Genomic DNA, 12596 nt, shown 5'->3' on the forward strand with positions numbered 1-12596 from the left:
TAAGCAAGAGCCCAGTTTAACTGGGCTTTTTAGTCTCTGTTGTAGACGATGAGGTAAGTTTAATCATCGCAGCAAATACGATAATCATGGTCGGATACCGCGAAATTTCGACCACCAGAGACAAAATGCCACTCGAAGAGACCTGCGACGCAAGGTAAGATATCACCATATACACCGTGGACAATATCAGCGTAAACAGAACACTTTGAAACAAGGTCAGGTACTCTCGTTGATGTTTCAAGGTAGTCGTAATAAGCGCCATCACAATTAACACCACTAGCCAAGCAGAGAAAACAGGCAACTGCCAATAGTAAGTAAAAATAGCGGCTACCAAACTGATCCCCCACCAAACGCGGCGCGAGCCCATAATGGTGCGCGCTTTCTCGGTTCTCTTGATGTCAAAGCGAATGATATTCCAAGTAATTAACAAACCCAGAAACACACCTACAGCCATGTCGGTTAGAAATGCACTTCCTGAATAGAACTTTGACAGAATCAACCAAACGGCGGAAAGCCAGTAAGCCGCGCCAAACCAATGACCGCCTAGCCTCTCCTTTTCCGTCATCAGCAAAATACCAATACTGCTCCACACCGCAACGGGTAAGCTTGGAAAACCGTTTCCGTAACTTGATACAAGCTGGAGTGATGGTAGATAAACATGTGGTCGAGGAAGCGTAAAGCCTTGCTGAGCAAACAGACACATCAAGGAAGTAATGCTGATAGCGAAACTTACCTTGTAGCAAACCGATTTGCCGCAACGCCAATAGAGCAAAGGAAAGAGAATAATGCCGCAAATAGGTGAAGCGAATAGATTTCCGCTAAACAGCAGGTTATGGATAAAACTCCTCCATTGTTGCGGCAATTTACTCACCCATAGCTGAAACGATTGAATCCATTTCAATTCGGTTTGATGGAAACTTGGTGCTGCCTGAATCAGATCGGCAACAATTCTGATTGGCTGCTCAGTAGCACGTTGAAACATCTCTATGGTTGAATCCCACTCTTTGGGATATCGATATTGCTCTGCATCCACATAGAGCGGATCTATCAGCATTGCACTCGACACTTCAACACCATAATCCGGAGCAAACCAGACTGGCAATTCATACCCTCCCATCGAGTTATGGTGTTGATAAGCAATGATTTCTGATGAGCTGACGCAATCGAAGAAAATGGCCTTATCGGTACGGCCTAGCTCTTCCCCAACCCTAACAACAATGCCGGTTTCTTCCCAAGTTTCTCTTTGGGCAGCGACTTGTGGTGGCTCACCGGGTTTAATGGTGCCACCGGGAATCGACAATTGTTTGGTGATGATTTCTTTAACCAGAACAATCTTGTCGTCTGCCTTAATCAGACACAAAGCTCCCTTATATGGATTCGCCATATTTGACGCAGCAGTATTTGGCGCAGCAGTATTTCCCTGCTCTTGAGCGTAAGCAGGTAACAGGTATAAAAGCCAAAAAACGGCAAAAACTTCTAGCAACCGACGTTGAAACACTAAACTCACTCTACGTTATTTATTGGTTATATTAGCGGTGCTTAACCGATTTTCTCAACCATGCGATATGAGGCTCAAACCCCGAATCCTCATAGAATCGATGAGCATTTTGATTAGATGCCCAAACCTCTACGAATACTTGTTCAACACCATAATCTATCAAGGTTGTTTCAAGCTTCTTATAGAGCAAGGTTGCGACACCCTGCTTGCGAAATTCCGGTAAAACATACAGTTCGTCGATACTGCCCATTGGCACTGGTTTGCTAACTGTAGAAATTAGTTCGCAAAAATGGCCGGTGATAAACCCGATGATCGAATCATTCTGCTTGGCGACATAAACCAGACATTCCGGTGAATCGAGATAACGAGCAATGCTTTTTTCCTGTTCGATGTCTTCAGCAGTTTTAAAATGCTCAGGACAAGCGGAATGGTGCTCATGATGCAACTCATACATCAAATCATTGAGCATTTCTAAATCATCTGCGCGAGCAGCAACAATCGAAAGGTTGGACATGTTTGTATGCCGTTAAAAAATAAGCTTATTCGGATTTTATAAGATAACGTTCAAAAGAGCACTGCCAACTGCGGTTATTTGAAACTAAAAAAGAAAAACGTCCAATTAAGGACGTTTCTGTTACTAGACGTTATTTACTGGCTCCCGGCCTGCGCAACAAGACCAACAAAGGCAGCATGATGATGCACACGTACATCATAAAGCGAAAATCTTGCAGATAACCAAAGATAGACGCTTGCTTGGTCACCATGTTGTTCAAGTTCACCAATCCTGACGTGGTTGAAAGATCATAAACACCCTTCTGAACCGCATCTTGTAACGCTGGGTTGAAGTTGTTGATGTGTTCGGCGTAAACCGCATGGTTAATTTGCACTCGATGCGACAAATAGGTTGTCACCAAAGATATACCGATACTACTGCCTATGTTTCGAACTAAGCTATATAACGCAGTACCTTCATTTCGGTAACGAGGTGCTAAAGTCGAAAAGGTTAATGTCGACAGCGGCACAAACACCAAACCCAAACCCAGCCCCTGAACGGTACCTGTCCAGATAATTTCCCAGCGCGTAACGTCTACCGAGAACTTGGTCATTTGCCACAGCGAAACAATCATCAGTAACAAACCAATGGTCACGAGATATCGCAGATCCACCTTTCCTGATAAGCGCCCGACAATCATCATCCCTGTCATCGTACCGAAACCACGAGGCGTCAGTAATAGACCGACATCCAATACCGGATAACCCATCAAGTTTTGTAAAAACGGCGGTAGCAGAGCCATCGTTGCCAGCAAAATAACACCAATCATAAAGCCAAACAGCAAGCCAACCACGTAGTTTCGATCTTTGAACATCATAGGGTCAAGGAACGGCGCTCTATGGGTAAACATATGTACGGCAAACATGTAGAAGGTCAGAACAGCCAAAGAAGCCTCGATGATCACTTCCAGACTCGAGAACCAGTTGAGTGATTCTCCTCTGTCCAAGAACATCTGCAAGCTGCCTATCGCAATACCTAAAAGTGCAAAACCAAACAGGTCAAAACGGCGGTCAGGATCGAGTTTGGTCTCTTTTACGTAAGCTGCGATACCCAACCACGCCATAATGCCAAACGGTACGTTGATGTAGAATACCCAACGCCAGTTGTAATACTCCGTTAACCAACCACCTAATGATGGCCCTAAGATTGGGCCAACCATAACCCCCACACCCCACATCGCCATAGCGGAACCGTGTTGTTCTGTCGGGTAGGTATCAAGCAATACTGACTGTGATAACGGAACTAAACTAGCGCCGAAAATGCCCTGTAACAGACGGAACAGAATGATTTGTTCCAGCGATTGCGCAGCACCACAAAGCACAGAAGCAAAGGTAAAGCCCACCACTGAGAACAAAAACAAGCGCTTACGACCAATACGCGCAGCCACAAAACCGGTTAACGGCATAGCAATGGCTGAAGCGACAATATAAGAGGTCAGAACCCATGAGATCTGATCCTGTGTTGCACTCATGGTGCCTTTCATATGAGGCAGAGCAACGTTGGCAATCGTGGTATCAAGTGCCTGCATAATGGTCGCAAGCATCACAGAAAGTGTGATAAATGCTCGCTTACTGGCTGGCTCTTCTTCCGGCACTGCTTCGACGTGACTATTCATCGTCTAACTCCACTTACAGTGACAGGTGACGTTGATGGTGAGTGTCGACAGTGACTACGGCACTTAAACCCGCACGCAGTTTAGGCGCTCCTTCTTCTTGCTCTAAACGAATGCGGATTGGTAAACGTTGCGCAATCTTCACCCAGTTACCCGTTGCGTTTTGTGCCGGAATAACCGAAAACTCAGCACCTGTTGCAGGGCTTAAGCTTTCCACTTTGCCTTTCCAAGTAAAGCCCGGTGCGTAGTCCACTTTCACTTCAACATCTTGACCGGTTTTCACGTGTGTTAATTCAGTTTCGGTAAAGTTTGCTTCAATCCAGATGTCTGAATCCGACACCAACATCATTGCTAAGCTTCCCGGTGAAATGTACTGACCTTTCTCCACTACTTTTGTCACTACACCATCAGCTGGCGCATAAAGGTTTACGTGCGCAAGATCGTTTTCCGCTTTATCTAACGCCGCTACCGCTGCACGGTACTTAGGGTGAAGTTCGATCGGTGCGTTCACATCACCGCCCAGACTTTCTTCAACCTGCTTTAGCCCTTTTTTAAGCGCGTTCACTTCAAGCTCAACCAGCAGCGTATTTTGACGAGCTGAATCATATTGAGATTGAGAGGTGTACTTTTTCTTGAGCAGATCAAGTTGACGCTTTTCTTCTTTCTTCAGGTATTCGTGCTGGCTTTTTGATACTTCAATGTTAGCCAGTTTGCTTTGATATTCTGCTTTCAAAGTCGTTAGCGTGGTCTTTACATCATTCAAATTGGCGCGAGCTTGTTCGACGGCAATTTGGTATGACGTCGGGTCAATTTGAAGCAGCAAGTCCCCTGCTTTCACTAACTGGTTCTCTTCCACTGGCACATCAACAATACGACCAGATACTTCGGAAGTGATCGACGTTTTATCCGCTTTCACATAAGCGTTTTCTGTTTCAACATATCTACCACCATGCAGATAAATGGCGACACCACCAGCCACAGCGAGTAAAGGGACGAGAAAGAGCATAACGGCACGCTTGGTTTTACGACGCGATTTAGGCACTAATGTTGACACCGGTTTTTCATGCTCTGGTTTGGAATTAGACATACTAGGTGTTCCTGAAAATTAAGACTTTGGTTTGTTTTCTAAAGAAAGATTGCTATGTATATGATTGAGCGTTTTAACAAACTGCTCGATTTCTTGTTCTGAAAGACCTTCCAGCGCTTCTGCCCAGATACCATTAGCGACACTTTTCACTTTTTTAAGTTGCTCATCCGCTGCTGGAAGCAAATAGATGAGATGAGCACGTCTGTCTGTAGGGTCAGGACGTCTTTCAACAAAACCTTCCTCGACCAGTGAGTCGATCACTCTGACTAACGTCATAGGCTTGATGTCTAACACTTCCGCCAAATCGACCTGTTTAACACCTTGGCGACATGCGATATGCGACAAAGCTTTTGCTTGAGCGAGCGTTAAGCATGTAGAACTCGACGCAGATTCGTAGCGTTTTCGTACGATGCGCGTCACATCCCAAAGCAAATACCCTATCGATGGAGTTGTCATAACATTACCTATGTTGGATGTTTTTGAGGTTTACAGGACGGTATATGTAACAAGTTATTACATATAGTAAGCATTACTTATTATATGTAAAGCCTATAGATTCATAGAATTTATGCATGCATCAGTAACTCTCTGTTTTTAAAAATATTTCAAAGTGTAAATTTTTTAGGGTCGAGCTGGAGGAGAGAAAGGTGGAAAATCAAGGGCAAAAAAAGTGCCCCGATATCGGAGCACAAATGTTCGCCATGAACATAGAAGTAGAAAATATGTACCAACAACAGCAGATTAAACGTGCAAAATTTTCTCTAGCTCATTCAAACTGCTTGGGTCATCAATGGTAGAAGGGACAGTGTAACTTTCTCCGTCTGCGATCTGACGGATAATACGGCGCAATATCTTTCCTGAACGCGTCTTCGGTAAACGCTCCACGACCAAGGCATGTTTAAAACATGCGACGGCACCGATATGGCTACGAACACTATTGACCAGTTCAGATTCCAGCGATTCGAGATCAACTTTCACACCGTCTTTCAACACTACCAAACCTAATGGAAGCTGGCCTTTGAGTTCGTCATGCACGCCGACAACTGCACATTCAGCTACCGCTGGGTGTGCACCAACAATCTCTTCCATCTCACCAGTCGAGAGTCGATGTCCGGCAACGTTAATCACATCATCGATTCGTCCCATAATGAACAGATATCCGTCTTCATCCAGATAACCGCCATCGCCAGAAACATAGTAATCAGGGAACTGAGCCAAATACCCCGTTTCGAATCGATCATGGTTACGCCAAACTGTGGTCAAACAACTTGGTGGTAACGGTCTTTTTAGTGCCACAAAACCCTGTTGATTGGGAGGAAGAACCTCTCCCACTTCGTTCAAGATTTCAACTTGATAGCCCGGAATTGGCTTAGTCGCAGAGCCAGCTTTTACAGGCATTAATTCAATACCTGTCGGGTTGCCCGCAATTGCCCAACCTGTTTCGGTTTGCCACCAGTGATCGATAACGGGTTTGTTGGTTTTCTCTTGTACCCATTCTAGCGTTGGAGGATCTAATCGCTCACCAGCCATAAAAATGGTTTTCAGATGATTCAGATTGTACTTCTCTAAAAGTTCGCCATTCGGATCTTCTTTCTTAATGGCACGGAAAGCGGTGGGCGCAGAGAACAAAGCCGTCACCTTGTATTCCTGACAAACACGCCAGAAAGCGCCCGGATCCGGTGTTCTTACAGGTTTACCTTCGTATAAAATCGTCGTGCAACCATGAATAAGCGGCGCATACACAATGTAGGAATGCCCTACCACCCAGCCTACATCTGACGCTGCCCAAAATACGCCGTCTTGCGGCATATCGTAAATACAGCTCATTGAGTACTTCATGGCAACAGCGTGTCCACCATTATCACGAACTACGCCCTTAGGCTTACCCGTGGTACCTGAGGTGTAAAGAATGTAGAGCGGATCTGTTGCCAACACAGGTACGCAGGCATGAGGCAGCGCTTTCTCGTACTGTGCACTCCAATCTAAATCGCGTTCGTTGTCGAGATCGGCTAAGCATTCAGGACGTTGGAATACCACCACTTTTTCGGGTTTCCAGCGACTGTCCATGATCGCTTTATCGACCATAGGCTTGTATGGAATGACCTTATTGATTTCAATACCGCATGAAGCGGTCATGATCACTTTAGGTTCTGCATCTTCAATACGAACAGCAAGCTCATTCGGTGCAAAACCACCGAATACCACAGAGTGAATTGATCCAAGACGCGCACAAGCTAACATCGCCATGGCAGCTTCTGGGATCATCGGCATATAGATAATCACTCGATCGCCTTTTGTGACACCTTGGTCGGCCAACATGCCAGCAATACGCGCTACAGTGTCACGTAATGCGAAATAGCTATAACGCTGTTTCTTACCTGTCACAGGCGAATCATAAATGAGTGCGGTTTGGTCGCCTCGGCCTTGCTCGCAGTGATAATCCAATGCAAGCCAAGATGTATTGAGCAAACCATCTGGATACCAGCGTTCGATGCCGTTTTCGTCTTTCTTTAAAATAGTTTGCGGAAATTCAAACCAATCGATTTTTTGGGCTTGCGCATGCCAGAACGATTCCGGTTGCTCTTTTGCCCATAGATATTCCTTCAAATACGCAGACATTGTGCTTCTCCTTTTTATACCCCAAGTTTTATCGCCAAAAGCAACTTGGAATAATGTTCTGGCTTAACAAGTTTCGATGGTTTCAGCGGGAACTCTTACCCAGCCTTCCATTAACACTCGTGCGCTACGACTCATCACGGCTTTTTCTACTTTCCAGCCGTTTTGTTCTGTCGCACTGGCTTTTGCACCTACCTTTAATGTTCCGGACGGGTGACCAAAAGTAACAGATTGTTTTTCTCCACCACCTGCAGCCAAATTGACTAAGGTGCCGGGCACGCAAGCCGCCGCAGCAATGGAGACGGCAGCTGTCCCCATCATTGCGTGGTGCAATTTACCCATAGAGAGCGCTCTAACCAGTACATCAACATCTGACTCTAGAACGGTTTTACCACTCGACGATTGATACGTTTTCGGCTTCGCAACAAACGCCACTTTGGGCGTATGCTGGCGAGTTTTCGCCTCTTCTAAATTTTGGATTAAACCCATTTTTAACGCGCCATAAGCACGAATTTTTTCAAACATAGCCAACGCGTTAACGTCGTTATTGATATCATCTTGCAGTTCAGTACCCTGATAGCCAATGGCAGCAGCATCGACAAAAATCGTCGGTATTCCAGCGTTGATCATGGTGACATTGAGCGTACCGATATCAGGCACAACTAAATCATCCACCAAATTGCCCGTTGGGAACATCGAACCTTCACCGTCCGCTGGGTCCATAAAATCGACCTGAATTTCAGCGGCAGGGAAAGTCACACCGTCCAGTTCAAAATCCCCCGTTTCCTGAACCATTCCATTAACGATAGGTACATGAACGACGATAGTTTTGCTGATATTCACCTGCCACACGCGCACTTCTACAATGCCGTTATCAGGAATCCGCGATTCAGGAATGAGACCGGCATGAATCGCGAACGGCCCAATAGCTGCAGACAAGTTGCCGCAATTACCACTCCAATCGACAAACGGACTATCGATAGACACCTGACCGAACAGATAATCAACGTCATGGTCAGCACGTTCGCTTTTCGACACAATTACCGTCTTACTCGTGCTTGAAGTAGCGCCGCCCATGCCATCAATTTGTTTGCCATAAGGATCTGGGCTACCGATAACGCGCATCAGCAGTTTGTCGCGAGCTTCACCCGCGACTTGCGCTGCTTTTGGTAAGTCATCAAGCTTAAAAAATACGCCTTTACTGGTTCCCCCACGCATGTAGGTAGCAGGAACTTTGATTTGAGAAGCCATTCTCTACCTCCTACTGCGCTAAGAAATCTTGTGCAAAACGCTGCAATACCCCGCCTGCGTTATACACGTTCACTTCATCGGCGGTATCTAAACGACAAGTTACCGCCACATCCAGTTTTTCACCGCTACTGCGGGTAATGACCAATGCCAAATCCACACCCGGTTTAATCTCACCCACCACATCGTATAGTTCAGTACCATCCAAAGCTAAAGTGTTGCGATTCACGCCATCTTTAAACTGCAGCGGTAACACGCCCATGCCGACTAAGTTAGTACGGTGAATACGTTCAAAGCCCTCTGCGACAATCGCTTCAACGCCCGCAAGACGAACGCCTTTGGCAGCCCAATCTCGTGAAGAACCTTGCCCATAATCAGCACCCGCGACAATAATCAGCGGTTGTTTGCGTTCCATGTAGGTTTCTATCGCTTCCCACATGCGAGTCACTTTGCCTTCTGGTTCAATACGAGCCAGTGATCCCTGCACCACTTCGCCATTTTCCTTCACCATTTCGTTAAACAGTTTCGGGTTAGCAAAGGTTGCACGTTGCGCGGTTAAGTGATCACCACGGTGTGTCGCGTAAGAGTTAAAATCTTCTTCCGGTACATTCATCTTCGTCAGGTATTCCCCTGCCGCACTGGACGCCAAAATCGCATTCGAAGGCGATAAGTGGTCAGTAGTAATGTTGTCACCCAGTACCGCTAATGGACGCATACCTTTTAGTGTTCTCTCACCTGCTAGCGCGCCTTCCCAATATGGAGGTCGACGGATATAAGTGCTCATCGGACGCCAGTCATACAGTGGGCTGCTGCTCTTCTGCGCGTCATCCAGTTTAAACATCTGAATGTAGACTTGATTAAACTGCTCTGGTTTAACGTGTTGACCAACGACTTGGTCAATCTCTTCATCACTTGGCCAAACGTCATTGAGATAGATTGGATTGCCGTTTGCGTCATGACCTAGCACGTCGCGTTCAATGTCAAAACGAATGGTGCCAGCTAAAGCATAAGCAACCACAAGCGGTGGCGACGCTAAAAATGCTTGTTTTGCATAAGGATGGATACGGCCATCGAAGTTACGGTTACCAGACAATACCGCAGTAGCGTATAAGTCACGGTCAATGATCTCTTGCTGAATCACTGGATCTAACGCGCCGCTCATACCGTTACAAGTCGTACAGGCGTAACCAACGATACCAAACCCAAGCTGTTCCAATTCAGGGAGCAAACCCGCTTCTTCTAAGTAAAGCTTTGCTACTTTTGAACCTGGTGCAAACGAAGTTTTCACCCAAGGTTTGCGAACAAGCCCGAGCTGATTGGCTTTTTTCGCCAGCAAACCGGCAGCAACCACGTTGCGAGGGTTACTGGTATTGGTACAAGAGGTAATTGCAGCGATAATAACCGCACCATCTGGCATCTCACCCTCTTTTTCTTCCCACTTACCAGCAATACCGCGAGCGGCCAGTTGAGAAGTAGGTAGACGACGATGTGGGTTGGAAGGACCTGCTAAGTTACGTTCTACACTGGATAAATCGAACTCCAAAACGCGTTCATATTCTGCATTTACAAGACTATCAGCCCATAAGCCGGTTTCTTTTGCGTATTGCTCGACCAAAGCAACCTGCTCAGCATCACGACCAGTCAGTTTTAGGTAGTTGATGGTCTGCTCATCGATGTAGAACATACCCGCGCTTGCACCGTATTCTGGTGTCATGTTAGAGATAGTTGCACGGTCACCGATGGTGAGATCTTTGGCTCCTTCACCGAAGAATTCTAAGTAGCACGAGACCACTTTTTCATTACGCAGAAATTCAGTAATAGCCAGCACGATGTCCGTAGCGGTAATACCCGGTTTACGCTTACCTGTCAGTTTCACACCAACGATGTCCGGTAAGCGCATCATTGAAGGACGACCGAGCATCACGGTTTCAGCTTCTAACCCACCAACACCAATGGCAATCACGCCCAATGAATCCACGTGTGGCGTATGACTGTCAGTACCCACACAGGTATCAGGAAATGCGACGCCATCTTTGACTTGAATCACTGGAGACATTTTTTCGAGGTTGATCTGGTGCATGATGCCGTTACCCGCAGGGATAACACTGACATTCTCAAATGCGGTTTTACACCATTCGATAAAGTGGAATCTGTCTTCGTTACGACGCTCTTCTATCGCTCGGTTTTTATCAAAGGCTTCAGGATCGAACCCTGCGTGTTCCACAGCAAGAGAGTGGTCAACAATCAGCTGTGTTTCAACCACTGGGTTAACTTTTGCTGGGTCACCGCCCTGCTCTGCAATTGCATCGCGCAGTCCCGCAAGGTCAACGAGAGCTGTTTGTCCCAAAATATCGTGGCACACAACACGCGCTGGATACCAAGGAAAGTCCATATCGCGTTTGCGTTCAATAATCTGCTTCAGTGAGTCGACTAATGTTTCAGGATCGCAGCTGCGTACTAAGTTTTCCGCTAGCACGCGCGAAGTATAAGGCAGCTTTTCGTAAGCATTTGGAGATATCTGATTAACGGCTTCACGAGTGTCAAAATAACTAATCTGGCTTCCCGGAAGCGTTTTTTTATAAGTATTGTTCATCGCTTCTTCCTTCTCACTCCGTCCTATTTAAATTTGTAGGGGTGTTAGCCGCGTTCACTCGCCCAATCACATAGCTAAACTATGCTCATGGATCTCGCTCACTTGCTGCCTACCTACAAATCCAAATAGTTAGGAGTGACTCATTATGATCTATAAATTTAGGCACCACATTTTTACGTAGCGCCTTTTATACTGTTAACTGCGTTTTTCGATTGGAACCCACTCTTGGTGCTCTGGGCCAGTGTAATCTGCGCTTGGACGAATAATTCGGTTGTTCGCGCGTTGCTCATACACGTGTGCTGCCCAACCCGTTAAACGACTCATCACAAATATCGGCGTGAATAGCTTGGTTGGAATGCCCATAAAGTGATAAGCCGATGCGTGGAAGAAATCCGCGTTACAGAACAAGTCTTTTTCACGTTTCATCACGGCTTCAACACGTTCTGAAACGGCGTAAAGTTGTTTGTCACCAACGAATTCAGAAAGCTCTTTTGACCAACGTTTGATCAGCGCGTTACGCGGGTCGCTTTCACGATAGATGGCATGACCAAAGCCCATAATTTTGTCTTTATTCGCCAGCATGCGCAGAATGTTTTGTTCTGCTTCATCCGGTGTCTGCCAGTTCTCAATCATTTCCATCGCTGCTTCGTTTGCACCACCATGCAGTGGTCCACGTAACGTGCCGATTGCGGCAGTCACACACGAATGCAAGTCAGATAATGTTGAAGCACAAACACGTGCAGCAAAAGTTGAAGCATTAAATTCGTGCTCTGCGTAAACGATAAGCGAGGTATGCATTACCTGTTTGAACAAATCGCTTGGCGCTTTATCTGTCAGCATTTTTAAGAAATAACCGCCAATCGAATCTTCGCTGCGATCTTCGGTATCAATGCGTACGCCGTCATGGCTGAATCTGTACCAATAGCAGATGATGGCTGGGAACAAGGCTAACATACGTTCTGTAGCGGCAACTTGTTGTGAGAAATCTTGTTCAGTTTCTAAGTTACCAAGCATTGAACAACCAGTACGCATCACATCCATAGGGTGAGCGTCTGCTGGAATTAATTCAAGTGCATCTTTTAGAGGTTGTGGTAAACCACGTAAACCAATTAGACGGGTTTTGTATTGATCTAATTCAGTTTGGTTCGGTAGATGCCCGACTAACAGTAAGTGAGCAACTTCTTCAAACTGCGCATTGTTGGCTAAATCTGTGATGTCGTAACCACGGTAAGTTAGACCTGTACCTGTTTTACCAACCGTACATAAAGCGGTGCTTCCAGCACTTTGACCACGTAGGCCAGCTCCGCCTAGCTCTCCTTTAGGGGAATGAGGCATGTTGAACTCCTTTTGTCGCTTTGCTTTGGGCTGTAAAAGCCGACCTCCTTGGGT

At 46.2% G+C, this 12596-nt stretch carries 9 protein-coding genes; all 9 read right to left on the reverse strand.

The genetic code is table 11. The features are described from left to right. Window positions 1-16 precede the first annotated feature (16 nt). Complete coding sequence (locus tag P4S58_RS07290) at window positions 17-1498, reverse strand: NUDIX domain-containing protein (RefSeq protein ID WP_337163394.1); 1482 nt, start codon at window positions 1496-1498, stop codon at window positions 17-19. Between the two features lie 31 nt (window positions 1499-1529). Beyond that, window positions 1530-2012: a GNAT family N-acetyltransferase gene (locus tag P4S58_RS07295; protein ID WP_337163395.1), complete on the reverse strand. Its 483-nt coding sequence runs from the start codon at window positions 2010-2012 to the stop codon at window positions 1530-1532. 130 nt (window positions 2013-2142) lie between these two features. Continuing rightward, on the reverse strand, window positions 2143-3666 hold the full coding sequence (locus tag P4S58_RS07300) for a DHA2 family efflux MFS transporter permease subunit (RefSeq protein WP_337163396.1): 1524 nt from the start codon (window positions 3664-3666) through the stop codon (window positions 2143-2145). A gap of 13 nt (window positions 3667-3679) precedes the next feature. After that, complete coding sequence (locus P4S58_RS07305; protein WP_337163397.1) at window positions 3680-4750, reverse strand: HlyD family secretion protein; 1071 nt, start codon at window positions 4748-4750, stop codon at window positions 3680-3682. An 18-nt stretch (window positions 4751-4768) separates the two neighbouring features. After that, complete coding sequence (locus P4S58_RS07310; protein ID WP_337163398.1) at window positions 4769-5206, reverse strand: MarR family winged helix-turn-helix transcriptional regulator; 438 nt, start codon at window positions 5204-5206, stop codon at window positions 4769-4771. 285 nt (window positions 5207-5491) lie between these two features. Beyond that, window positions 5492-7369 (reverse strand): propionyl-CoA synthetase, encoded by a 1878-nt coding sequence (locus P4S58_RS07315; RefSeq protein WP_337163399.1) that lies wholly within the window; start codon window positions 7367-7369, stop codon window positions 5492-5494. Between the two features lie 63 nt (window positions 7370-7432). After that, window positions 7433-8617 carry a 2-methylaconitate cis-trans isomerase PrpF gene (prpF, locus tag P4S58_RS07320; protein ID WP_337163401.1) on the reverse strand — a complete coding sequence of 395 codons (1185 nt, stop codon included), beginning with the start codon at window positions 8615-8617 and terminating at the stop codon, window positions 7433-7435. A gap of 10 nt (window positions 8618-8627) precedes the next feature. Beyond that, window positions 8628-11207 (reverse strand): Fe/S-dependent 2-methylisocitrate dehydratase AcnD, encoded by a 2580-nt coding sequence (gene acnD, locus P4S58_RS07325; protein ID WP_337163402.1) that lies wholly within the window; start codon window positions 11205-11207, stop codon window positions 8628-8630. A 195-nt stretch (window positions 11208-11402) separates the two neighbouring features. Further along, window positions 11403-12542, reverse strand: a complete 1140-nt coding sequence (prpC, locus tag P4S58_RS07330; protein WP_102966534.1) for a bifunctional 2-methylcitrate synthase/citrate synthase — start codon at window positions 12540-12542, stop codon at window positions 11403-11405. Between the last annotated feature and the right edge of the window lie 54 nt (window positions 12543-12596).

It is taken from the genome of Vibrio sp. Hal054, from assembly GCF_037162405.1.
GTDB lineage: Bacteria > Pseudomonadota > Gammaproteobacteria > Enterobacterales > Vibrionaceae > Vibrio > Vibrio diazotrophicus.